Below are 21,642 nucleotides of genomic sequence, written 5' to 3' on the forward strand. Positions count from 1 at the left end.
ATCGACCAGGACCCATATCATCAGCGATATGCCTGCCCTGCCCGTGCATGCCGCCCGCCCGGACCTCGACGCCCTCGAGCTGCTGGTGGCCGTCGGCGACCTCGGCAGCCTCTCCGCCGCGGCCGGCGCCCTCGGGATCGCGCAGCCCAACGCCTCGCGCACCCTGTCCCGCCTCGAGCGGCGGCTGGGCGCGCGGCTGATCGACCGCGGCTCCCGGGGATCCGAGCCCACGGCCGCCGGCCGCGTCGCCCTCGAGCACGCCCGGCGCGTCCTGGACGCGACGGACGATCTCGTCGAGCAGGTCCGCACCGCCGCCGGGGAGGGGCGCGTGCGCATCATCGCCTCGCAGACCGTCGCCGAGCGCCTCATGCCGGTCTTCCTCGCCGCGCTCGCGGCGGACCTCCCCGGGGTCCCGGCGTCCTTCGAGGTCGACAACTCCAGCGGCGTCCTCGCGGCGGTGCGGCGCGGCCGTGCCGACATCGGCTTCGTCGAGGGCGCCGAGGAGCCCGCCGGGCTGGGGTCCCTCGTCATCGGCCGGGACCGCCTGGTCGCCGTGGTCGCGCCCACCCACGCCTGGGCCCGGGACCCGCAGCGGCGGCGCGACGGGGTCGACGCCGCGCAGCTCGCCGCGACGCCGCTGGTGGTGCGCGAGGAGGGGTCCGGGACGCGGGAGGTGCTGCGCCAGGCGCTCGCGCCGCGTCCGCTCGCCGAGCCCGCGCTGGTGCTGCACTCCAACGCCGCCGTGCGCACCGCCGTCGCCGGCGGCGCCGGCCCCGCCGTGCTCAGCGAGCTGATCGTCGACGCGGACCTGCGCGAGGGCACGCTCGTGAGCATCCCCGTGCGCGGCGTCGCGCTGCATCGCCTGCTGCGCGTCGTCTGGAACGGCCCGCGCCCCGCGCGGCTGGACGGGGCCCTGCAGGCCCTCCTCGACGCGCAGCGCTGATCAGCCGCCCAGCAGGGTGCCCAGGCGGGCGCCCAGAGCCGGGAGCTCCCGGACGCCGTCCTCGGCGAGGAAGTGCCCGGCCCCGGGGACGATCACGGTCTCGGCCCGCAGGGCCTCGGCGGTCCGGTCGCTGTGCGCGGCGGGGACGATCGCGTCGTCGTCGGAGCGCAGGACCGTCACCGGCCCCAGCAGCTCGCGGATCGCCTCCGGCGCGAAGCCCTCGAGGAACCGGCCCAGGCCGCGGTCCGGGAACGCGTCCAGCTGCGGGTCGCCGACGGCCGGGAGCGGATCGACGAACGGGGCGACGGCGAGGAACCCTGCCAGCGGCTCCCGTGCCCGGCCGTCTCGAAGCAGCCGCGCGAGGGCCTGCAGCGCGGTGATGCCGCCCAGGCTGTGCGTGACCACGACCGTGCGGGCATCGGTGCGGCCGATCGCGGCGGCGGCGCGGGAGATCCACTCCTCGGCGCGCGGCGCCGTGGGATCGGGGAGGGCAGGGGCGTCCACGGGGGTGCCGAGCCGGGAGAGCCACGGGAACCAGTGGTCCTGCGGGGTGGCGCCGTAGCCGTGGACGAGGACGATCCGGTGCGGGGTGCGAGAGGTCATGGCCGGGACGGTAGGGCCTGCCGCTAGGGTGAAGGTCAAGCCGGGCAGGAGGAGGACAGGTGCTGATCGGGGAGTTCGCGCGGGCCGCCAGGGTGAGCCCGCGGTCGCTGCGCCACTACGAGCAGGCGGGGCTGCTGGAGCCCCGTCGCACCTCCGGCGGGTACCGCGAGTACGCGGCGGAGGATCTCGCCGCCGTCGCCCGCATCCGAGTCATGCTCGCCGCGGGGCTCGGCACCCGCGCCGTCCGGCTCTACCTCGACTGCGTGCGCGACGGCACGGATGCGCACCGTCTGGTGATGTGCCCGGACCTGCGGGCGGAGCTGGACCGCATCGAGGCCCGGCTGGACCGCGAGCAGGACCGGATCGCGCGGACGCGCGGAGCGCTCAGAGCGCTGGAGAGCCCAGATCCCGCGCCATGAGGACGCGCTCGCCCAGCTCCGCCAGCCCCAGGCGCTCCTCGACGGCGACCATGGCGCGGTGGGCGGGGTGCGGGATCGGTGCGATGGGCGCGAAGCCGCAGGCCGCGTAGAACGGACCGTTCCAGGGCACCTGCGCGAAGGTCCGCAGCGTCATGCGCCGGGCTCCGTGCTCGGAGGCCTCGCGCACCGCCGCCTCGACCAGCGCCCTCCCGTGGCCGCGCCGCAGGTGCGCGGGGAGCACCGCGAGCTGCTCGAGGTGGGCGTCCCCCGGCCCGAAGGGCCACAGCACGTGCGCGAAGCCGATCGCGGGCCCGTCCTCGGCCTCCGCGACGACGAGGACGAACCCGGGCTCCGCCGCCCGGGCCGCGCCGTCGGCCGCGGAATCCGGGCCGAAGGGCTGCGGGCCGAACAAGGGCGCGAAGAGCTCGTCGGCCGCGGCCTCGATGCCCTGCAGGGCACGGATGTCGGCGGGGGAGGCGCGGCGGATGCTGCGGGAGATCATCGGCCCAGCGTAGATCCTGCGGCTGTCGGTGCGATGGGCGAGAATGGTCCGGTGAGCCAGAGCCAGGACCCGCAGGAGACCCCGGACCGCAGCGCCCAGCAGCGCATCGCCGAGCTGACCGCGCGCATCGAGCAGGCGCGCGAGGAGTACTACGTCCACGAGGCGCCGTCCCTCACGGACGCGCAGTACGACGAGCTCGAGAAGGAGCTGCGCACCCTCGAGGCGGAGAACCCCCAGCTGGCCAAGGAGGACTCCCCGACGCAGACGGTCGGCGGCGGGATCGGCAGCGAGCTGCAGCCGGTGGACCACGCCGAGCGCATGCTGAGCCTGGACAACGTGTTCTCCCGCGAGGAGCTGCGCGAGTGGTGCGAGAAGACCCGCGAGGAGCTCGGCCATGGGACCGCGTGGCTGACCGAGCTGAAGATCGACGGGCTCGCGATCTCCCTGCGGTACGAGGACGGCGTCCTCACCTCCGCCGCGACCCGCGGGGACGGCCGCACCGGGGAGGACGTCACCTTCAACGTCGCCCACATCGCCCAGATCCCGCAGCGTCTCGCGGGCACCGGGCACCCCCCGATCGTCGAGGTGCGCGGGGAGGTCTTCATCTCCACCGCGGCCTTCGCGCGGCTGAACGAGCTGCAGGTCGAGCTGCGCGAGCGCGCCGTGGCCGATGCCCGCGCCCGCTGGGAGGCGCGCACCACCGCCGGTCGGAAGGACTTCGACGAGTCCCTCGAGCGGGTGCGGGCCGAGCGGCGCTTCCCTGCCTTCGCCAATCCGCGCAACGCCGCCAGCGGCGGGCTGCGCCAGCGCGTGGACAAGAAGGACGGCCTCGAGCTGGAGGCCGGGATGGCCCGCCTGGAGGCCCTGTCGCTGACCGTCCACGGCGTGGGCGCGTGGCCGGACCCGCCCGTCGCCTCGCAGAGCGGGGTCTATGCGCTGCTGGCGGAATGGGGCCTGCCCACCAGCGCGTACATGACCGTCGTCGACGAGGTCGACGACGTCCTGGCCTACGTCGAGCGCTACGGCGAGCACCGCCACGACGTCGAGCACGAGATCGACGGCATCGTCATCAAGATCGACGCCTTCGCCGACCAGCGCCGCCTGGGCTCGACCTCCCGCGCCCCCCGCTGGGCGATCGCCTACAAGTACCCGCCGGAGGAGGTCACCACGCGGCTGCTCGACATCCAGGTCGAGGTGGGCCGCACCGGGCGCGTCACCCCCTTCGGCGTGATGGAGCCGGTGGCGGTGGCCGGGTCCACGGTCGAGTTCGCGACCCTGCACAACCAGTTCGACGTCGAGCGCAAGGGCGTGCTCATCGGCGACATGATCGTGCTGCGCAAGGCCGGGGACGTGATCCCGGAGATCGTCGGCCCCGTCGAGGCGCTGCGCGACGGCACCGAGCGGCCCTTCATCATGCCGACGGCCTGCCCGTCCTGCGGGACGGAGATCCGTCCCGAGAAGGAGGGGGACAAGGACTGGCGCTGCCCCAACACCCGGGACTGCCCCAGCCAGGTCACCGGCCGCATCGCCCACGCCGCCTCCCGCGGGGCCTTCGACATCGAGTCCCTGGGCGACGAGAGCGCCCTCGCGCTCACCGACCCGGACCGGCGCCGCCCCGAGGCCCTCGCCGCGCTGCGCGCCGGCCACCCGATCCTGGTGGACCACGGGGAGCATGCCGAGACGGTCGAGATCCGCGAGGAGGACGATCCCCGCCTGCCCGGGCTGCAGGAGCCCGTCGTCCGCACCGGCGCGAACCTCTTCGACCTCACCGCGGAGGACCTCCGCGACGTGCACATCTGGCAGCCCGAGCGCAGGAACGGGGAGCCCACCGGCACCTGGCGGGTCTCGCGGGCCTTCTGGTCCAAGGACGACTGGCACTTCTACAAGCGCGAGCAGGAATGGCGCCTGCGCACCCCCGCCCGCCCGTCGAAGAACACCGAGACCCTCCTCGCCGAGCTCGAGAAGGCGAAGACGCAGCCCCTGTGGCGGGTGCTGGTGGCGCTGTCGATCCGGCACGTCGGCCCCACGGCGGCCCGCTCGCTGGCCACCGCGTACGGCTCGATGGATGCGATCCGCGAGGCGAGCGTCGAGCAGCTCGCCGACACCGACGGCGTGGGCGGGATCATCGCCGAGTCCGTGCGCGAGTGGTTCTCCGTGGACTGGCACGAGGAGCTCGTGCGCGGCTGGGAGCGCAGCGGGGTGCGCATGGTCGACGACGTCGAGGAGGGCTTCGTGCGCACCCTCGAGGGCGTGACGATCGTGGTCACCGGCGGCCTGGAGGGCTTCAGCCGTGACGGAGCCAAGGAGGCGATCATCGCGCGCGGCGGCAAGGCCTCCGGCTCCGTCTCCAAGAAGACGCATCTCGTGGTGGTGGGGGAGAACGCCGGCTCCAAGGCGGACAAGGCCCGCGACCTCGGCGTCCCGATCACCGACGAGGCCGGCTTCCGCGCCGTCCTCGAGGGCGGCATCGAGGCGCTGCCCGAGGCCCCGGCCGATGACGCCTGAGCCGCGCGCCGAGGTGCTGCTGCTCAGCGGCACCGTCGGCGCCGGGAAGACGACGACCGCCTACGCGATCGGGGACCTCCTGGCCGCGGCGGGGACGCCCCATGCGGTGATCGACCTCGACGAGATCCGGCGCATGTGGCCCGCTCCCGAGGACGACCCCTTCCACACGGCCCTCGAGCTCGAGAACCTCCGGGCCCTCGCCGCGACCTACCGCCGGGCCGGGGCGCAGCGCCTCGTGCTCGCCGGCGTGGTGGAGGGCCCCGGCGCGCGGGAGGGGTACGAGGAGGCCGTCGGCGGCCCCGTGCTCGTGTGCCGGCTGCGGGTCGACCTCGCCGAGGTCCGGCGCCGCCTGCACGGCCGCCACGAGGAGGGTGCCGAGCGCGACTGGCACCTCGAGCGCAGCGGCGAGCTCGACGCGATCCTCGAGGCCGAGGCCGCCGCCGACCTCACCGTGGACGTCCGGGGCCGGGCGCCGCGGGAGGTGGCCCAGCACGTGCTGGCCGAAGCCGGCTGGTCGGCTACGCGGCGCCCTCCTGCGCCGCCGCGCTGATCTCCGCCCACACCGCGTCGAGGGAGAGGCCGAGCACGCCCGCGAGCGAGGCGACGGTCGAGAACGCCGGGGTCGCGACGCGGCCCGACTCGATCTTGCGCAGCGTCTCCGGCGAGATGCCGGCCGCGAGCGCGACCTCGAGGATCGTGCGCCTGCCGCGGGCCCGGCGCAGCAGCGCGCCCAGCCGTTCGCCGCGTGCGACCTCGTCGGGGGTGAGAGGGAGACGGACCATGGCGCCGATTCTAATACCGGGATAGTCTTACCGGGATAGGAATACCGGAGGTACGCCGTGATCGAGATCCTGACCCCTGCCGAGATCGCCCGCGCCCGCCGCAGCGGAGCGCTGGTCGGCGAGATCCTCGCGACGCTGCGCACCCGCGCCGTCCCCGGGACGAACCTCCTGGACATCGACCGCTGGGCCCGGGAGATGATCCTCGGCGCCGGGGCGCGCTCCTGCTACGTGGACTACGAGGCCTCCTTCGGGTCCGGCCCCTTCGGCCACTGGATCTGCACCGCCGTGAACGATGCCGTGCTGCACGGCATGCCCCGGGACCTCGAGCTCGTCGAGGGCGACCTGCTCACCCTCGACCTCGCCCTCACCCTCGAGGGAGTCGCGGCCGATGCCGCCCTCAGCATGGTCGTCGGAGGCGCGGGCCGCCCCGAGGACGAGCACATGATCGCCGCCACCCGCACGGCCCTCGCCGCCGGCATCGCGGCCGCCACCGGGGGCGCGCGCATCGGGGACATCTCGCACGCGATCGGACGGGAGCTCTCCGCCGCCGGGTACCGGATCAACCGGGAGTTCGGCGGGCACGGCATCGGCTCGACCATGCACCAGGACCCGCACGTGGCGAACATCGGCCGGCCCGGCCGCGGCCTGCGCCTGCGGCCCGGGCTGATGCTCGCGCTCGAGCCGTGGGTGATGGAGGACACCGACCGTCTGATCACGGACCCCGACGGCTGGACGCTGCGCAGCGCCACCGGATCCCGCGCCGCCCACACCGAGCACACCGTGCTCATCACCGAGGGCGAGGCCGAGGTCCTCACCCTGCCGCCGTCCGCCTGAGCGCGGGGGGCCTCAGCGCGGCAGCGCCGTCTGCTGGTACAGCGCCAGGCGCGGGCGCCCGTCGCGCACCGTGTAGATGCTGGACATGAGGGCCTCGAAGGGGGCAGGCAGGTCGTCGCGGACGGCGCGCGCCCGATAGACGATCGCGGCCGCATCCTGCCCGACCTGCACGAGCCGGGCCCCGGAGATCTCGTACCCGTCCCAGGCCGGGGCGCCGTCCAAGGAGGCGACCACCTCGTCGCGCGTCAGGGCCGAGCCGTCGACCAGCACGAACACGGCGTCGTCGGTCATCATCCCGCCGTAGAACGCACCGCCGCGGGAGGCGCACAGGGCGTCCCAGCCGGCGCGCTCGAGGGGCAGGACCTCATCCAGGGTGAGGGTGCTCATGGTTCCAGACTGCCACGCCGGCGATACGATCGGCCGATGACGCCGCGCCGCCCCCGCATCGCCCCGCCCTCCGGATCCGGCCTGGTCGAGACGCTCCTGGGAGGGTGGCGCCCGCTCGCGCGGATCGACGTGGAGGGCTTCGCCCTGCTCCGATCGCGCGGCGTCACCCGCCGGGCCAACAGCGCCGTGGCCCTGGACGCCCCGGCGGACCCCGCCGGCGCCGTCGACCGCATCGAGCAGCTCTGCGCCCTCACCGGGGAGCGTCCCCTGTTCCGCGTCCTGCCCGGGCACGGACCCGATGCGCTCGACGACCTGCTGGCGGCGCGGGGCTACCGCATCGGCCCGGTCTGCGACCTGCTGGCCCTGCCCCTGACCGGCGCGCACACCCCGGACCCGGCGGCCCGCATCGACGTCGGCCCCCTTCCCGAGGACTGGTTCGAGACGCTGTGGCGGCTCAGCCCCCGCGAGGGCGAGCATGCCCGCGAGACCGTGCGCGACATCCTGGCGGGGACGCCGGCCGTGCACGTCGCCGTGTCCGACACGGCCGTCGGCCGCGCCGCGCTCGTGGACCAGGGCCGGCGCCGCACGGCCGTGGTGAACTGCGTGGCCACCGATCCGGCGCACCGGCGCCGAGGGCTCGGCCGCGCGGTGACGCAGTCGCTGCTGGCATCGGCCGCCGCGGCCGGGGCCGAGCAGGCGCTGCTCGAGGTGGAGACCGACAATCCCGCCGCGCTGCGGCTGTACCGCCGCCTCGGGTTCGCCCGCTTCGCCGGGTACCACTACCGCATCGGGCCCGATGCGCGGCCTCCCGGCCGGGCGACCTAGGATGGACCCATGCCAACGATCGGACGAGACGACGTCGCACGCCTCGCCGACCTCGCACGGATCCAGCTGACCGATGACGAGATCTCCCGCTTCGCCGGGGAGTTCGACGCCATCATGGACGCTGTCGCATCCGTGTCGGAGGTCGCCACCTCGGACGTGCCCGCCACCAGCCACCCCATCCCCATGACGAACGTCTTCCGCGAGGACGTCGTCACCGACACCCTCACGCAGGAGGCCGCGCTCGCCGCCGCCCCCGATGCCGAGGACGGGCGCTTCGGCGTCCCGCAGATCCTGGGGGAGGAGTGACCCGATGAGCACCACCGATCCGATCCGCCTGTCCGCGATCGACCAGGCGCGCGCGCTGCGCGAGGGCGAGCTGTCCTCCGAGGAGCTCACGCGCGCCCACCTCGATCGCATCGCCGCCGTCGACGGCGACCTCAACGCCTTCCTGCACGTCAGCGAGGCGGAGGCCCTGGCCACCGCCCGTGAGGTCGATGCCGCCCGCGCGGCCGGCGAGGAGCTGCACGAGCTGGCCGGCGTTCCCGTCGCCGTGAAGGACGTCGTGGTCACGCAGGGCATGCCCACGACCGCCGCCTCGAAGATCCTCGAGGGCTGGATCCCGCCGTACGACGCGACGCTCGTGCAGTCCCTGCGCGCGGCGCGCCTGCCGATCCTCGGCAAGACCAACATGGACGAGTTCGCCATGGGCTCCTCCACCGAGAACAGCGCCTTCGGCCCCACGCGCAACCAGTGGGACCGCGAGCGCATCCCCGGCGGCTCCGGCGGCGGCTCCGCCGTGGCCGTCGGCGCCTACGAGGCGCCGCTGGCGATCGGCACCGACACCGGCGGCTCGATCCGCCAGCCGGCATCGGTCACCGGCACCGTCGGCGTGAAGCCCACCTACGGCTCGGTCTCCCGCTATGGACTGATCGCGATGGCCAGCTCCCTGGACCAGGCCGGCCCCGTCACCCGCACCGTGCAGGACGCCGCGGCGCTGCACGAGCTGATCGGCGGGCACGATCCCCGCGACTCGACCTCGCTGGAGGGCGGCTTCGGCTCCTTCACCGAGGCGGCCCGCGCGCAGGACGTGAAGGGCCTGCGGATCGGCGTCATCGAGGAGCTCGAGGGGGAGGGCTTCGACCCGCTGGTGCGGGCCCGCTTCGAGGAGTCCCTCGCCGCGCTCGAGGGCGCCGGCGCGGAGATCGTCCGGGTCTCCTGCCCGAACTTCCAGTACGCGCTGGGCGCCTACTACCTGATCATGCCCTCGGAGGCCTCGAGCAACCTCGCGAAGTTCGACGGCATGCGCTTCGGCCTGCGAGTCGTGCCCGAGGAGAGCCCGACGGCCGAGGCGGTCATGAAGGCCACCCGCGGCGCCGGCTTCGGCGACGAGGTCAAGCGCCGCATCCTGCTGGGGACGTACGCGCTCTCGGCCGGCTACTACGACGCCTACTACGGCAGCGCCCAGAAGGTGCGCACGCTGGTCCAGAGCGACTTCGCCGCGGCCTTCGAGAGCGTCGACGTGCTCGCCTCGCCGACCGCGCCGACCGTCGCCTTCCGCCTCGGCGAGAAGACCTCGGACCCGCTGGCGATGTACCTCAACGACGTGGCGACCATCCCGGCGAACCTCGCCGGGACCCCGGGCATCTCGCTGCCCAGCGGTCTCGCGGAGGACGGGCTGCCCGCGGGCATCCAGTTCCTCGCCCCGGTGCGCGCCGATGACCGCCTGTACCGCGTGGGCGGCGCGCTCGAGGCGCTGCTCGAGGACTCGTGGGGCGGGCCGCTGCTGGCCCAGGCCCCGGAACTGAGTGGAGGGATCGCGCGATGAGCGCTGTGGACCTGGTCGACTTCGACACCGCCCTGGAGCGCTACGACCCGGTGCTCGGCATCGAGGTGCACGTGGAGCTGGGCACCGCCACCAAGATGTTCGACGGTGCGCCGAACATCTTCGCCGCCGAGCCGAACACGGCGATCACCCCGGTCTCCCTGGGCCTGCCCGGCACGCTGCCGGTGGTCAACCGCAAGGCCGTGGAGTACGCGATCAAGATCGGTCTCGCGCTGAACTGCGAGATCGCCGAGTCGTGCCGCTTCGCGCGCAAGCAGTACTTCTACCCGGACCTCACCAAGAACTTCCAGACCTCCCAGTACGACGAGCCGATCGCCCACGACGGCTGGGTCGACGTGGAGCTGGAGGACGGCGAGATCGTCCGCGTGGAGATCGAGCGCGCCCATATGGAGGAGGACGCCGGCAAAAACACCCACGTCGGCGGCTCGACCGGGCGCATCCATGGGGCGACGCACTCCCTGGTCGACTACAACCGTGCGGGCGTCCCGCTGGTGGAGATCGTCACCCGCCCGATCCCCGGCACCGGGAAGCGGGCCGCGGAGGTCGCCGCCGCGTACGTGCGCACCCTGCGCGACATCTTCCGGACGCTGGAGGTCTCCGAGGCGCGCATGGAGCGCGGCAACGTGCGTGCGGACATCAACGTCTCCCTGCGCACCTCGCCCGATGCGCCGCTGGGCACCCGCACCGAGACGAAGAACGTCAACTCCTTCCGCTCCATCGAGCGGACGGTGCGCTTCGAGATCTCCCGCCAGGCGGCGATCCTCGATCAGGGCGGCACCGTCATCCAGGAGACCCGGCATTTCCACGAGGACACCGGATCGACGTCCTCGGGCCGCGTGAAGTCCGATGCGGAGGACTACCGCTACTTCCCGGAGCCCGATCTGGTGCCCGTCGCGCCCAGCCGCGAGTGGGTCGAGGAGCTGCGGGCCACCCTGCCCGAGCTGCCGGCGGCGCGTCGTCGTCGCCTGCTGGGCGAGTGGGGCTTCAGCGACCTCGAGATGCGCGACGTCCTCAACGCCGGCGCCCTCGACCTCATCGAGCAGACCGTCGCCGCCGGTGCGCCGGCGCAGGCCGCCCGCAAGTGGTGGACCGGTGAGCTGGCGCGCGTGGCCAACGAGCGCGAGGTGGAGCTGGACGGCCTCGGCGTCACCCCCGCGCAGGTCGCCGAGCTGCAGGGCCTCGTGGACGGCAGGAAGATCAACGACAAGATCGCCAAGCAGGTCCTGGGCAAGGTCCTCGAGGGTGCGGGCGATCCCGCCGCGATCGTGGAGGAGGAGGGCCTCGCGGTCGTCTCCGACGACTCGGTGCTCTCCGCCGCCGTCGACCAGTCGATCGCCGACAACCCCGGCGTCGTGGAGAAGATCCGCGGCGGCAAGGTCCAGGCGATCGGCGCGCTGATCGGCCCGATCATGAAGGCGACCCGCGGCCAGGCCGATGCCGGCCGTGTCCGCGAGATCATCCTGGAGAAGCTGGGCGTCGACGGCTGACGTCACCGCTGCACCGACGCGGGGTGCGATCGAGCTCGTCTCGATCGCACCCCGCGTTCCGTCCGGGCGCCGTCAGGTCGGTGATCCGCGACGACCCGACGGAGCCCCGCGACGCGTCACGTCCCAGGGGACGACGCGTTGAGCGTCAGGAAGCGGTCGACGAGACGGTCCGCGAGCTCGGGCGCGAGGGGCTCGGGCGCGAGGAGCCGGGCGGCGTAGATCGGCAGGAGGACGATCTCCACGAGGTCGTACGCGGTCAGCCTCACCTGCTCGCCGCGCTCGGCGGCGCGCGCGAGCATCTGATCGAGGACGTCGAGGCGCCCCTGGAGGAGCTCGCCGGGCGCGTGACCGTCCTGGACGGCGCGCAGCAGGGCGGCGACGAAGGGCGAGCGCCCGGCCTGGTGCCGATTGAGCGCGGTGATGACGCGCTCCGCCCACTGCCGCAGCTCGGTGCGCAGGTCGCCGGCGTCCTCCGGGAGCGGACTGTGCACGTTGAGCTCCTCGACGGCCAGGTCGGCGAGGAGCCCCGGCATCCCGCCCCAGCGCCGATGCAGCGTCGTCCGGTTCACCTCGGAACGTCGTGCGACCTCCGACGTCGTGATGGCATCGGCCGGCTGCTCGTCGAGCAGCTCGGCGAGCGCGCCGAGCGCAGCGGCTCGGATGCGGGCGCTGCGCCCGCCGGTTCGTTCGGTGACGGCATCGGTGTGCACCCCCACATGCTAACGCATCACGTGTTGCATCGTTGCCCCATCCGCCCTACCGTAATCGCAACATATGATGCGTTAGGAGATGCGGATGTCGACGGAGAACACCTCATGGGACGGCTCGCCGCGGCGGTGGTGGGTGCTGGGCACGCTCGTGCTGAGCCTGCTCGTGGTGCAGCTGGACACGACGATCCTCGGGGTGGCCGTGCAGCGCCTCTCCCGGCCCGCCCCAGCAGGGCTCGGCCTGACGCAGGGCGAGCTGCTGTGGGCGATCAACTCCTACACCCTGGTCATGGCCGGAGGGCTGCTCACCGCCGGGGCCCTCGCCGACCGACTGGGCCGCAAGCGCGTCCTCCTGGCCGGGATGGTGCTGTTCGGGCTCGCGTCCGCGGGGTGCGCGCTGTCGACCAGCGGCCCGATGCTCATCGCCGGGCGCTCCGTGCTCGGCCTCGCAGCCGCCCTGATCACCCCCACGACCCTCGCGATCATCGCGCACACCTTCAGCCCCCGCGAGCGGCCCACGGCGATCGGCATCTGGTCCGGCGGCGTCGGCGTCGCCGTCGCGGCCGGTCCGATCCTCGGAGGCCTGCTGCTCGACCACCTGTGGTGGGGGTCGATCTTCCTCGTCAACGTCCCCCTGGTCGCGATCGCCCTCGTGGCGATGGCCCTGGTCGTGCCCGAATCGCGCCATCCTCGCCCGGGACGGCTCGACATCCCCGGCGTCGCGCTCTCGCTGCTGGGCATGGTGCTGCTCGTCGACGGCATCATCGAGGGCGGCGACACCGGCGAGTGGACGAGCGCTCGCGTCTGGGCGGTCGTGCTCGCCGGAGCCCTCGTGCTCGCGGGGTTCGTCGTCCGGGAGCGTCACGCCGCGGCGCCGCTGCTCCCGCTCGACTGGTTCCGGGCGCGCGAGTTCTCCGGCTCCATCGTCGTCATGATGCTCGCGTTCCTCGCCCTGCTCGGCGTCACGTTCACCGTCGCGTTCTACCTGCTCGGGCTCCGCCGGCTCGACGTGCTCACCACCGGTCTGCTCATGCTGCCCCTCGCCCTGGCCCAGCTCGTGCTGTCCGCGCGGACCCCGCGGCTCGCCGCACGCGTCGGCGCCCGCACCACGGGGGCGCTGGGGATGCTCGCCCTCGCCGCGGCGATGCTGCTGCTGGCCACCCTGGGCATCGCCAGCCCGCTCTGGATCGCAGAGGTCGCGCTGTTCCTCATCGGCGTCGGCATCGCGCTCATCATGCCCTCCGCGTCGGCCGCCATCATGGCCTCCGTCCCTCGGGAGCGCGCCGGTACCGCCTCCGCGACGAGCAACGCCTTCCGGCAGGTCGGAGGCGCGCTCGGGACCGCCCTGCTCGGCGCGGTCCTCACCGGCGTCTACCGTGCCCGGATCGACGGCCACCTCGACGGGCTCCCCGCCGGGATCCGCGACACCGCCGCCGCCTCCCTCCAGGCGACGCAGGCCGTCCTCGACGCCCTCGGCGCGAGCATCCCCGATGCCGCGGCGATCTCCGCCGCCTCCGACGACGCCTTCGTCGCCGGCTTCCACGCCTCCTCGCTCGTCGGCGCCGGCGTGGCCCTCCTCGGCGCGGTCGTCGCCGCCACCGCCCTCACGCCGCGCCCCGCGACGCCGCGCGCCCGATCCGCCGCGGGCATCGCGTAGCCTGACGCAGGTGAACGACGCTCCCGATGCTCCCTGGCGCCGCGCCGCCGCGGCCGCCGGACTGCTGGGCCCGGACGGGGCCCCGGCACCGACGATCTTCGCCGAGATGACGGCGCTCGCCCGGCGGACCGGGGCGCTGAACCTCGGCCAGGGCTTCCCCGACGAGCCCGGTCCGCCCGAGGTCACCGAGGCGGCGATCCGAGCGATCCGCGACGGGGTGAACCAGTACTCGCCCGGCCGCGGCGAGCCGGACCTGATCGCGGCGATCGCCGAGCATCAGCGCCGGTTCCACGGCATCTCCCTCGAGGACCCGCAGATCCTCGTCACGGCCGGGGCGACCGAGGCGCTCGCGGCGACCCTGCTCTCGCAGCTGAACCCCGGGGACGAGATCGTCGTGCTCGAGCCGTACTACGACGCGTACGTCGCCCTCGCGGCGCTGGCCGGGGCGCAGATCGTCCCCGTGGAGCTGCACGGCCCCGACTACCGGCTGGACCTCGAGCGCCTGCGCACGGCGGTGACCGACCGCACCGCGGTCATCCTCGTCAACAGCCCGCACAACCCCACCGGCGCCGTGCTCGCGCCGGAGGCGCTGGACGCGATCATCGCCCTCGCGCACCGCCACGACGCGCTGATCGTCACCGACGAGGTCTACGAGCACCTCACCTACGAGGCCCCGCACGTGCCGATCGCCGCGCGGCCGGGCGGCTTCGAGCGGACCCTGTCGATCTCCTCGGCGGGGAAGGTCTTCAGCGTCACGGGCTGGAAGATCGGCTGGGTGAGCGGGCCGGCCGCGCTGATCGAGCAGGTGATGGCGATCAAGCAGTACCTGACCTTCGTCAGCGGCGCACCCTTCCAGCCGGCGGTCGCCGTCGGGCTGCGTCTGCCCGATGCCTTCTTCGAGGGTCTCCGCACGCGCTACCGCGCCAAGCGCGACCTGCTGGTCGGGGCGCTGACCGAGGCCGGGTTCGCGGTGTCCCCGCCCGCGGCGGGCTACTTCGCCCTGGCCGATGCCGCACCCCTGGGTCTGGCGGACGCCCGCACCGCGGTGCGGGAGCTGCCGGGCATGGCCGGTGTGGTCGCGGTGCCGCTGGGTGCCTTCGCCCGCCCCGAGCGCGAGGACCTGCGCAGCATCGTCCGCTTCGCCTTCTGCAAGTCCGACGCCCTGCTCGAGGACGCCGCCGGGCGTTTGCGCGACCTCGGGGCTCAGCGGGGCAGCACCCGGTAGCGGCGGTTCTCCAGGCCCGGGTTGATGCGCCGCACCGCGGCGGTCCGCTCCGGGTCGAGGTCGGCGATCGCGGTGCCGTGCTGCTCGCCGAGGCTCGCGAGGGTCACGCCCATCGGGTCCAGGATCATCGAGCAGCCGGCGCCGATCGGCGGGGCATGGTCGGCGGCGACCACGTGCACCGTGTTCTCGATGGCGCGCGCCGTGAGCAGGGTGCGCCAGTGGTGCTCCTTCTGCGGCCCGCGCACCCATTGCGCCGGCACGACCAGCACCTCGGCCCCGGCATCGACCAGGCGCCGCGAGGACTCGGGGAACCGCAGGTCGTAGCAGGTCTGGAGGCCGCAGGTCATCCCTCCCGCGGTGAAGACCGGGGACTGCTCCGGCGCACCGGCCGCCAGCCAGTCGGACTCGCGCATGCCGAAGGCGTCGTAGAGGTGCACCTTCCGGTAGGCGGCGAGCACTCCCGTGCCGTCCACGGCGACGACGGTGTTGCGCACCTGCCGGCCGTCGCGCTCGAGGAGGCCGGCGACGGCCGCCGTGCCGTGCCGCTGCGCCGCCTCGACCAGGGCGGTGACGAAGGGGCCCTCCTGCGGCTCCGCGGCATCAGGGGCCCGGCGCGCGAGGTCGGGGGCGAAGAACTGGGCGTACTCGGGCAGCACCACGAGCCCCGCCCCGGCATCGGCCGCGCGGGCGATCGCCTCGGCGGCGGCGCGGCGGTTCTCGGCGAGGTCGTCGGCCGGGGCGAGCTGCACCGCGGCCGTGCGCAGGACGGTCGGAGTCTCCATGGCCCGAGGTTACGGGAGGTGACGGCGGCGTGGTGAATCTCATCCCGATGGATCCGGGGGTTGCGGCGAGACCGATCTGTGATCTTAGGTGAGGCAACCCTAAGGCCGGAACGAAAGGACCTCGTCGATGTCAGAGCTGCTCCAGCAGGTCGCCGACCCGAGCGACCCCGCCGCGCCTCCCGGCGCCCTGCTCGGCGCCCGCACCGCCGGTGACTACTCCGCCCTGCTGCACGAGGTCGTCGACCGCCTCGCCGATCGCTTCCGGACGATCAACGCCCCGTCCTCCGGCATGGACCGCGCCGCCCTCGAGGAGCTCGTCGCCGCCGTGCCCCTGGGGGAGCGGAGCATCGGGGCCCGCGCCGCCCTGCTCGAGGCCGACGAGCTCTACGCCGCCCACGCGGTGTGGTTCCACCACCCCAGCTATCTCGCCCACCTGAACTGCCCCGTGGCCGTGCCCGCCGTCGCCGCCGAGGCCATGCTCGCCGCCATCAACACCTCCGTGGACACCTACGACCAGTCCCTCGTCGGCACGCTCATGGAGCAGCGGCTCATCGGCTGGACCGCGGACCGCCTGGGACTGGCCGGCGGGGACGGCGTGTTCACCTCCGGCGGCACCCAGTCGAACCTCCAGGCCCTGTTCATCGCCCGGGAGCGGGCGCTGCGCGCCGATCCGCGGCCGCGCCTCGAGGCGGCCGCGGACCTGCGGGTCCTGACCACCGGGGCGAGCCACTTCTCCATCGCCCGCTCGGCGCTCCTGCTGGGGCTCGGCGAGCAGGCCGTGGTCCCCGTCGCGGCCGATGCGAGCGGGCGCATGGACCCCGCCGCGCTGCGCGAGGCCCTGGACCGCCTCGCCGCCGAGGGGCGCACGCCGATGGCCGTCGTCGCGACCGCCGGCACCACGGACCGCGGCCTCATCGACCCGCTGCCCGCCATCGCCGAGGCCTGCGCGCCCTGCGGCACCTGGCTGCACGTGGACGCCGCCTACGGCGGAGGGCTGATGCTCTCCGCGCGCCGCCGCCACCTGCTCGAGGGGATCGACCGGGCCGACTCGGTGACCGTCGACTTCCACAAGACCTTCTTCCAGCCCGTGTCCTCGAGCGCCGTGATCGTGCGCCGTCCCGCGGATCTCGCGGCGACCGCCTGGCACGCCGACTACCTCAACCCCGCCGCCGAGGCGGCATCGGCCGATGCCGAGCCCAACCAGGTCGACAAGTCGCTGCAGACCACCCGCCGCTTCGACGCGCTCAAGCTGTGGACCACCCTGCGAGCGCTCGGCGCGGACCGCCTCGGCGAGATGGTCGACGAGGTCTGCGACCTGGCCGCCGCCGTCCACGACCTGCTCGCGCAGGACCGCGACTTCACCGTGCTGGGGCGCACCGACCTCAGCACCGTCCTGTTCCGCTTCCAGCCGCCGCACGTGGCCGACGGGACCGCCGATGCCCACGTGGCGCTGATCCGCCGGATCCTGTTCCAGTCCGGGCGGGCGATGGTCGCCCGCACCGTGGTCGACGGCAGGCCCTGGCTCAAGCTCACCCTGCTCAACCCCGAGGCCACGCTCGCCGACGTCGCCGCGGTCCTGGACCTGGTGCGCGCCACCGGCCGCGGGCTGCTCGCCGGCGCGGACCTCGCCGCCGAGGGAGGCCGCCGATGAGCGAGCGCATCCATGACCTCGTCGGCATCGGCATCGGGCCCTTCGGGCTGGGGCTCGCCGCCCTCGCGGACCCCCTCGAGGACGTCGACGCGCTCTTCCTCGACCAGGCGGACGGCTTCCGCTGGCACCCCGGGATGATGATCGAGGGCGCCACCATCCAGGTGCCCTTCCTCGCCGACCTGGTGACCATGGCCGACCCCACCTCGCGCTACTCCTTCCTGGCCTTCCTCAAGGCGACCGGGCGGCTGTACCCCTTCTACATCCGCGAGTCCTTCTACCCGCTGCGCTCGGAGTACGACGCCTACTGCCGATGGGTCGCCGAGCAGCTGGACACCCTGCGCTGGCGCCGGCGCGTCGTCGCGGTCCAGGAGTGCGAGGACCATCTGCTGGTGACCGCGGAGGTGCTGGGCGCCGACGGCTCGACCACCGGCATCGAGCAGCATCGGGCCCGGCACGTCGCCCTGGGGCTGGGCACCGCGCCGGTGCTGCCCGAGGCGCTGGCGTCCCTGGGCGCGGGGGCGGTCCACAGCTCCCGCTACCTCGAGCACCGCGAGGAGCTGCTCGCCGCGGGCTCGGTGACCGTCGTCGGCAGCGGGCAGTCCGCCGCGGAGATCTACCGCGACCTGCTCGAGGAGGCCGATGCGAGGGGCGTCCGCGTGGACTGGGTGACCCGCTCCCCGCGCTTCTTCCCGATGGAGTACACGAAGCTCACCCTCGAGATGACCTCGCCGGAGTACACCGACCTGTACCGCTCGCTGCCGCCGGAGCGGCGGGCGGCGCTCGGGCGCGAGCAGCGCTCGCTGTACAAGGGCATCAGCGGAGATCTGATCGACGAGATCCACGACCTGCTGTACCGCCTTTCCCAGGATGGCCGGACGCCGGCGACGACCCTGCTCAGCGACGTGGCCGTCACCGACGCCCGGCACGACGCGGACACCGGCGAGCAGGTGCTCACCCTCGAGCACGGCCTGCTGGGCACCCGGGCCGAGCACCGCACCCGCGCCGTGGTCGCCGCGACCGGCTACCGCGCCGGCGTCCCCGATCTGCTGGGGCCGATGGGGGAGCGGATCCGCCGCGACGCGCAGGGACGGCTGGACGTGGCCCGCGACTACACCGTCGATGCGGCCGGCCGCATCCACGCCCTCGGCATCGAGGAGCACACCCACGGCGTCACCGCCCCCGACCTGGGCTTCGGCCCGTGGCGCGCGAGCGTGGTCCTCGCCGCGATCACCGGGCGCGAACCGTATCCCATCGAACGGCGCATCGCCTTCCAGACCTTCGGCCTGCCCGCCGGCGTCCTCCAGGAGGAGCTCTCATGACGATCGACCTCACCCCCGTCGACCCCGCCCGCCACGCCGAGCAGGTGCACCGCTGGCTGGCCGAGGACCGCGCCGTGTTCTGGCAGATGACCCGCCACCGCCCGCCCGAGGTGCGCGAGTACCTCGAGGCGGTCGACGCCGATCCCCGTCAGGACGGGTGGATCCTCGCCGTGGACGGCGCCGAGCAGGCCTACGTCGAGACGTACGACCCCGCGATCCTCATCCCCGCCGAGCATCTCGCGCCCCGGCCCGGGGATCTCGGCATGCACCTGCTCATCGGCCCGCCGCAGGGCGACCCCGTCCACGGGTTCACCGCCCGCGTCATGCAGGCCGTGCTGCGGTTCTGCCTCGGCCCCGTCGCCGAGGGCGGGCTCGGCGCCCAGCGCGTGGTGGTCGAGCCCGATGCGCGCAACACCGCGATCCTCGCCAAGAACGCCGCGGCCGGCTTCCGGGTCCTGGGGGAGATCGAGCTCGGCGACAAGCGCGCCGTCCTCAGCGTGTGCACCCGGGAGGACTTCGCGGCCTCCCCGCTGGGGGAGGGCACGGACCCCCATGCCCACCTCGCGGCCGATGTCGCCGCGACCGCCCACCGGCATCTGCTGGCCAAGGCCATCGCCGAGTTCAGCCACGAGCGCATGCTCGCCCCGCGGCACCTGGGCGAGGGGCGCTACGAGCTGGAGCTGCCGGGCGCGGCCTCCCGCTACCGCTTCCGCGCCCGGCTGCTGCCGCTGGAGCACTGGCTGATCGAGGAGGCCTCCCTCACCCGGCACGACGGGGACCGGGACCTGCCGCTGGACGTGCTCGAGTTCGTCCGCGAGGCCCAGGACCTGCTGGGCCTGCCCGACGCCCTCGCCTCGACCTACCTCGAAGAGCTCGCCTCCACCTTCGCGAGCACCTGCGCGAAGCTCCATGCCGCCCGCGCCGGGAACCGCCCCACCTCCCCGCAGCTGGTGGACGCGGACCTGCAGACGGTCGAGGCGGCCATGACCGAGGGGCATCCGGGCTTCCTCGCCGGCAACGGCCGGATCGGCTACGGGCTGTCCGACTACCGTGCCTACGCCCCCGAGGAGGGACGGCGCACCCGGCTCGTGTGGGTCGCCGCCCGTCGCGCGCTCAGCCACCTGTCCCTCGGCGAGGGGCTCGACGAGCCGGCGCACCGGGCCACCGCCCTCAGCCCCGAGGAGCAGGATGCCTTCGCCGGGCGTCTGGCCCGGCGCGGGCTGGACCCGGACGACTACCACCTGCTGCCGCTGCACCCCTGGCAGGCCGAGCATCGCCTGCCCATCACCTTCGCGGCCGACATCGCCCGGGGCGATCTCGTGCCGCTGGGGCCCGGCGGGGACGAGCACCAGCCCCAGCAGTCCCTGCGCACCTTCTTCAACCGCACCCGGCCGGGGGCGCCGTACGTGAAGGTCGCCCTCGCGATCCAGAACATGGGCTTCCTGCGCGGGCTCTCCCCGCGCTACATGCGCGACACGCCCGCCATCAACGACTGGGTCGCCGAGCTGGTGCGCGGGGACGCGGAGTTCGCCGCCCGCGGCTTCTCGGTGCTGCGCGAGCGCTCCGCCCTGGGGTACACCGGGGACGTCTACCACCGCACCCGCGAACCCAACCCCCACCGCAAGATGCTCGCGGCGCTGTGGCGGGAGAGCCCGGTGCCGCTGCTCGGCCCGGGGGAGCAGGCCATGACCATGGCCGCCCTCCTGCACCGCGACCACACCGGCCGCTCCCTCGTCGGCGAGCTGATCCGCGCCTCCGGCCTGGACGCCTGCACCTGGGTCGCCGCCTTCCTCGACGCCTACCTGCGCCCGCTGGTGCATGCCCTGCTCGCCCACGAGGTGGTGTTCATGCCGCACGGCGAGAACCTCATCCTGAGGCTGCGCGACCACCGCGTGGTGGGCGCCTTCCTCAAGGACATCGGCGAGGAGGTCGCCGTCGTGGGCCGCCGCCCGCTGCCGGAGGTCATCGGCCGGATCCGCGCGCTGAGCACCGGCGCGGAGAAGGCACTGTCCATCCAGACCGACGTCTTCGACGGCGTGCTGCGCCATCTCTGCGGGATCCTCGAGGCCGACGGCCTGATCCGGGCCGATGCCTTCTGGGGCCTGGTCGCCCAGACGCTGGACGCCTACGAGTCCGACCACCCGAGCCTCGCCCGAGGACTCGCCGGGGACGTGGACCTGCGCGGGCAGACCTTCGCCCACTCCTGCCTGAACCGTCTCCAGCTGCGCAACACCCTCCAGATGGTCGACCTCGGCAACCAGGCGGAGTCGCTGCTCTACGCGGGGGAGATGCCGAACCCGGTGGCGCGGGAGAGCGCTGCGACGCGATCGGAGGTGTCCGTGCCCGCCGCCGGGAGGTAGCTGATGATCCGCAGCTCGGGCACGTCCTGAGGGAGCACGTTGACCTGCTCGAACTCGAGGTGCCCGGCCACGGGATGCTCGAACTGGCGGCGGCGGGAGGTGAAGCGCTCGACGGCGTGCGCATCCCAGGCGCGCGCGAACTCGGGACTCGTCGCGCGCAGGTGCTGGACCAGGCGCACGTGCTGCGGGCCGCCGATGCGGCCGCCGGACTCGGCGCGGTACTCCGCGAGGAACTGCGCGCTGGTCAGCTCCCACTGGGGGAGCATGGCGCGCACGCGCTCGTCCAGGAAGATCAGCAGCAGCAGGTTCCGCTCCGTCGGCGGAGTGTCCAGCACTCCGGGGAACAGACCCTGGTAGGCGGTGTTCCACGCCGCCACGTCCCAGTGCGGGGTGAGGGCGAAGGCGGGCGCCGGGTCCAGGGCGTCCAGCAGGAGCTGCACATGCGCGGGGACCGGCTCCGGCTCGCTGAGCTCCGGCCGGGGGTTCGGGGCGAATCCGGCCAGGCCCAGCACGTAGTCGTGCTCCGCCTCGGTGAGGTGGAGGTTCACCGCGATCGCGTCGATCACCTGCCGGGAGGGGTTGATGTCCCGGCCCTGCTCGAGCCAGGTGTACCAGGTGACCGAGACGCCGGAGAGGAACGCGATCTCCTCGCGCCGCAGCCCGGTGGTGCGCCCGCGGCCCACCGGCGGCAGGTCGTAGTCCGCGCGCACGGCGGCACCCCGCCGGTCGCGCAGGAAGGTCCCCAGCTCCGAGCGCCGCGCCTGGTCCATCGACATGCCTGAAAACTATCACCTTCACCACTAGTAGTGGC

21 protein-coding genes are annotated in these 21,642 nt (G+C 73.9%); 14 read left to right on the forward strand and 7 right to left on the reverse strand.

The genetic code is table 11. The features are described from left to right. The first annotated feature begins 28 nt into the window (after nt 1-28). Entirely contained in the window at nt 29-943 is a 915-nt protein-coding gene (locus tag BF93_RS00265) for a LysR family transcriptional regulator (protein ID WP_038369964.1), read from the forward strand. On the opposite strand, the gene BF93_RS00270 is transcribed toward BF93_RS00265, so the two are convergent. Continuing rightward, nucleotides 944-1,546, reverse strand: a complete 603-nt coding sequence (locus BF93_RS00270; protein ID WP_038369965.1) for an RBBP9/YdeN family alpha/beta hydrolase — start codon at nt 1,544-1,546, stop codon at nt 944-946. 59 nt (nt 1,547-1,605) lie between these two features. Here BF93_RS00270 and BF93_RS00275 point away from each other — a divergent pair, with 59 nt between their 5' ends. After that, nucleotides 1,606-1,965, forward strand: coding sequence for a MerR family transcriptional regulator (locus BF93_RS00275; RefSeq protein WP_038369966.1), 360 nt, complete (start codon nt 1,606-1,608; stop codon nt 1,963-1,965). Here BF93_RS00275 and BF93_RS00280 read toward each other — a convergent pair. Next, nucleotides 1,931-2,467: a GNAT family N-acetyltransferase gene (locus tag BF93_RS00280; protein ID WP_038369968.1), complete on the reverse strand. Its 537-nt coding sequence runs from the start codon at nt 2,465-2,467 to the stop codon at nt 1,931-1,933. The two genes, BF93_RS00275 and BF93_RS00280, sit on opposite strands and share 35 nt — an antisense overlap. Nucleotides 2,468-2,500: 33 nt before the next feature. On the opposite strand from BF93_RS00280, the gene BF93_RS00285 reads away from it, so the two are divergent. Both BF93_RS00285 and BF93_RS00290 read left to right on the forward strand, forming a co-directional pair. Continuing rightward, on the forward strand, nt 2,501-4,972 hold the full coding sequence (locus BF93_RS00285) for an NAD-dependent DNA ligase LigA (protein WP_038369970.1): 2,472 nt from the start codon (nt 2,501-2,503) through the stop codon (nt 4,970-4,972). Further along, on the forward strand, nt 4,962-5,522 hold the full coding sequence (locus tag BF93_RS00290) for a zeta toxin family protein (protein WP_038369972.1): 561 nt from the start codon (nt 4,962-4,964) through the stop codon (nt 5,520-5,522). Before BF93_RS00285 ends, BF93_RS00290 begins: the two co-directional genes overlap by 11 nt. Here BF93_RS00290 and BF93_RS00295 read toward each other — a convergent pair. Continuing rightward, on the reverse strand, nt 5,491-5,754 hold the full coding sequence (locus tag BF93_RS00295) for a helix-turn-helix domain-containing protein (protein WP_038369973.1): 264 nt from the start codon (nt 5,752-5,754) through the stop codon (nt 5,491-5,493). The genes BF93_RS00290 and BF93_RS00295 overlap by 32 nt on opposite strands. 57 nt (nt 5,755-5,811) lie before the next feature. On the opposite strand from BF93_RS00295, the gene map reads away from it, so the two are divergent. Next, nucleotides 5,812-6,588: a type I methionyl aminopeptidase gene (gene map / locus BF93_RS00300; protein WP_038369975.1), complete on the forward strand. Its 777-nt coding sequence runs from the start codon at nt 5,812-5,814 to the stop codon at nt 6,586-6,588. Nucleotides 6,589-6,600: 12 nt separating this feature from the next. Here map and BF93_RS00305 read toward each other — a convergent pair whose 3' ends face one another. Then, nucleotides 6,601-6,975, reverse strand: a complete 375-nt coding sequence (locus BF93_RS00305; protein WP_038369976.1) for a nuclear transport factor 2 family protein — start codon at nt 6,973-6,975, stop codon at nt 6,601-6,603. A 36-nt stretch (nt 6,976-7,011) separates the two neighbouring features. Between BF93_RS00305 and BF93_RS18725 the strand changes: the two genes are divergently transcribed. Genes BF93_RS18725 through gatB form a run of 4 tightly spaced genes read left to right on the forward strand, consistent with a single transcriptional unit; the run spans nt 7,012 to nt 11,130 of the window. Next, on the forward strand, nt 7,012-7,800 hold the full coding sequence (locus BF93_RS18725; RefSeq protein WP_051486332.1) for a GNAT family N-acetyltransferase: 789 nt from the start codon (nt 7,012-7,014) through the stop codon (nt 7,798-7,800). 9 nt (nt 7,801-7,809) lie between these two features. Continuing rightward, nucleotides 7,810-8,106: an Asp-tRNA(Asn)/Glu-tRNA(Gln) amidotransferase subunit GatC gene (gene gatC / locus BF93_RS00315; protein WP_038369977.1), complete on the forward strand. Its 297-nt coding sequence runs from the start codon at nt 7,810-7,812 to the stop codon at nt 8,104-8,106. 4 nt (nt 8,107-8,110) lie between these two features. After that, nucleotides 8,111-9,625, forward strand: coding sequence for an Asp-tRNA(Asn)/Glu-tRNA(Gln) amidotransferase subunit GatA (gene gatA / locus BF93_RS00320; protein WP_038369978.1), 1,515 nt, complete (start codon nt 8,111-8,113; stop codon nt 9,623-9,625). Further along, on the forward strand, nt 9,622-11,130 hold the full coding sequence (gene gatB / locus BF93_RS00325; RefSeq protein WP_038369979.1) for an Asp-tRNA(Asn)/Glu-tRNA(Gln) amidotransferase subunit GatB: 1,509 nt from the start codon (nt 9,622-9,624) through the stop codon (nt 11,128-11,130). The genes gatA and gatB overlap by 4 nt, the downstream gene beginning before the upstream one ends. A gap of 116 nt (nt 11,131-11,246) precedes the next feature. Here the strand turns inward: gatB and BF93_RS00330 are convergent, their stop codons facing one another. Beyond that, complete coding sequence (locus BF93_RS00330) at nt 11,247-11,840, reverse strand: TetR-like C-terminal domain-containing protein (RefSeq protein ID WP_198025311.1); 594 nt, start codon at nt 11,838-11,840, stop codon at nt 11,247-11,249. An 85-nt stretch (nt 11,841-11,925) separates the two neighbouring features. Here BF93_RS00330 and BF93_RS00335 point away from each other — a divergent pair, with 85 nt between their 5' ends. Continuing rightward, a complete protein-coding gene (locus BF93_RS00335) occupies nt 11,926-13,494 on the forward strand; it encodes a DHA2 family efflux MFS transporter permease subunit (RefSeq protein ID WP_232226136.1) in 1,569 nt (522 codons plus the stop codon). Between the two features lie 10 nt (nt 13,495-13,504). After that, nucleotides 13,505-14,719 carry an aminotransferase class I/II-fold pyridoxal phosphate-dependent enzyme gene (locus BF93_RS00340; protein WP_038369980.1) on the forward strand — a complete coding sequence of 405 codons (1,215 nt, stop codon included), beginning with the start codon at nt 13,505-13,507 and terminating at the stop codon, nt 14,717-14,719. Here the strand turns inward: BF93_RS00340 and BF93_RS00345 are convergent. Beyond that, the gene (locus tag BF93_RS00345; protein ID WP_038369981.1) at nt 14,698-15,501 is read right to left on the reverse strand and encodes a carbon-nitrogen hydrolase family protein; all 804 of its coding nucleotides are present in this window, start codon (nt 15,499-15,501) and stop codon (nt 14,698-14,700) included. The genes BF93_RS00340 and BF93_RS00345 overlap by 22 nt on opposite strands. 127 nt (nt 15,502-15,628) lie before the next feature. Between BF93_RS00345 and BF93_RS00350 the strand changes: the two genes are divergently transcribed. From BF93_RS00350 to BF93_RS00360, 3 genes are read left to right on the forward strand one after another with little or no spacing between them, the layout of a single operon-like run. Then, the gene (locus tag BF93_RS00350) at nt 15,629-17,152 is read left to right on the forward strand and encodes a pyridoxal phosphate-dependent decarboxylase family protein (RefSeq protein ID WP_051486335.1); all 1,524 of its coding nucleotides are present in this window, start codon (nt 15,629-15,631) and stop codon (nt 17,150-17,152) included. Further along, nucleotides 17,149-18,471 carry a lysine N(6)-hydroxylase/L-ornithine N(5)-oxygenase family protein gene (locus BF93_RS00355; protein WP_038369982.1) on the forward strand — a complete coding sequence of 441 codons (1,323 nt, stop codon included), beginning with the start codon at nt 17,149-17,151 and terminating at the stop codon, nt 18,469-18,471. Before BF93_RS00350 ends, BF93_RS00355 begins: the two co-directional genes overlap by 4 nt. Then, on the forward strand, nt 18,468-20,831 hold the full coding sequence (locus BF93_RS00360; RefSeq protein WP_051486336.1) for a GNAT family N-acetyltransferase: 2,364 nt from the start codon (nt 18,468-18,470) through the stop codon (nt 20,829-20,831). Before BF93_RS00355 ends, BF93_RS00360 begins: the two co-directional genes overlap by 4 nt. On the opposite strand, the gene BF93_RS00365 is transcribed toward BF93_RS00360, so the two are convergent. Further along, entirely contained in the window at nt 20,747-21,607 is an 861-nt protein-coding gene (locus BF93_RS00365) for a helix-turn-helix transcriptional regulator (RefSeq protein WP_038369983.1), read from the reverse strand. The genes BF93_RS00360 and BF93_RS00365 overlap by 85 nt on opposite strands. Between the last annotated feature and the right edge of the window lie 35 nt (nt 21,608-21,642).

The organism is Brachybacterium phenoliresistens (assembly GCF_000576425.1).
GTDB classification, from domain to species: domain Bacteria; phylum Actinomycetota; class Actinomycetes; order Actinomycetales; family Dermabacteraceae; genus Brachybacterium; species Brachybacterium phenoliresistens.

Excerpts from the sequence above, each read along its gene's own strand:
- BF93_RS00305 (WP_038369976.1), bottom strand. The coding sequence starts at position 6,975 with ATGAGCACCCTCACCCTGGATGAGGTCCTGCCCCTCGAGCGCGCCGGC.
- BF93_RS00290 (WP_038369972.1), top strand. The coding sequence starts at position 4,962 with ATGACGCCTGAGCCGCGCGCCGAGGTGCTGCTGCTCAGCGGCACCGTC.
- BF93_RS00270 (WP_038369965.1), bottom strand. The coding sequence starts at position 1,546 with ATGACCTCTCGCACCCCGCACCGGATCGTCCTCGTCCACGGCTACGGC.
- BF93_RS00355 (WP_038369982.1), top strand. The coding sequence starts at position 17,149 with ATGAGCGAGCGCATCCATGACCTCGTCGGCATCGGCATCGGGCCCTTC.
- BF93_RS00295 (WP_038369973.1), bottom strand. The coding sequence starts at position 5,754 with ATGGTCCGTCTCCCTCTCACCCCCGACGAGGTCGCACGCGGCGAACGG.
- BF93_RS00350 (WP_051486335.1), top strand. The coding sequence starts at position 15,629 with ATGTCAGAGCTGCTCCAGCAGGTCGCCGACCCGAGCGACCCCGCCGCG.
- gatC (WP_038369977.1), top strand. The coding sequence starts at position 7,810 with ATGCCAACGATCGGACGAGACGACGTCGCACGCCTCGCCGACCTCGCA.
- gatA (WP_038369978.1), top strand. The coding sequence starts at position 8,111 with ATGAGCACCACCGATCCGATCCGCCTGTCCGCGATCGACCAGGCGCGC.
- BF93_RS00280 (WP_038369968.1), bottom strand. The coding sequence starts at position 2,467 with ATGATCTCCCGCAGCATCCGCCGCGCCTCCCCCGCCGACATCCGTGCC.
- BF93_RS00365 (WP_038369983.1), bottom strand. The coding sequence starts at position 21,607 with ATGTCGATGGACCAGGCGCGGCGCTCGGAGCTGGGGACCTTCCTGCGC.
- gatB (WP_038369979.1), top strand. The coding sequence starts at position 9,622 with ATGAGCGCTGTGGACCTGGTCGACTTCGACACCGCCCTGGAGCGCTAC.
- BF93_RS18725 (WP_051486332.1), top strand. The coding sequence starts at position 7,012 with ATGACGCCGCGCCGCCCCCGCATCGCCCCGCCCTCCGGATCCGGCCTG.
- BF93_RS00265 (WP_038369964.1), top strand. The coding sequence starts at position 29 with ATGCCTGCCCTGCCCGTGCATGCCGCCCGCCCGGACCTCGACGCCCTC.
- BF93_RS00360 (WP_051486336.1), top strand. The coding sequence starts at position 18,468 with ATGACGATCGACCTCACCCCCGTCGACCCCGCCCGCCACGCCGAGCAG.
- BF93_RS00335 (WP_232226136.1), top strand. The coding sequence starts at position 11,926 with ATGTCGACGGAGAACACCTCATGGGACGGCTCGCCGCGGCGGTGGTGG.
- BF93_RS00285 (WP_038369970.1), top strand. The coding sequence starts at position 2,501 with ATGGGCGAGAATGGTCCGGTGAGCCAGAGCCAGGACCCGCAGGAGACC.
- BF93_RS00345 (WP_038369981.1), bottom strand. The coding sequence starts at position 15,501 with ATGGAGACTCCGACCGTCCTGCGCACGGCCGCGGTGCAGCTCGCCCCG.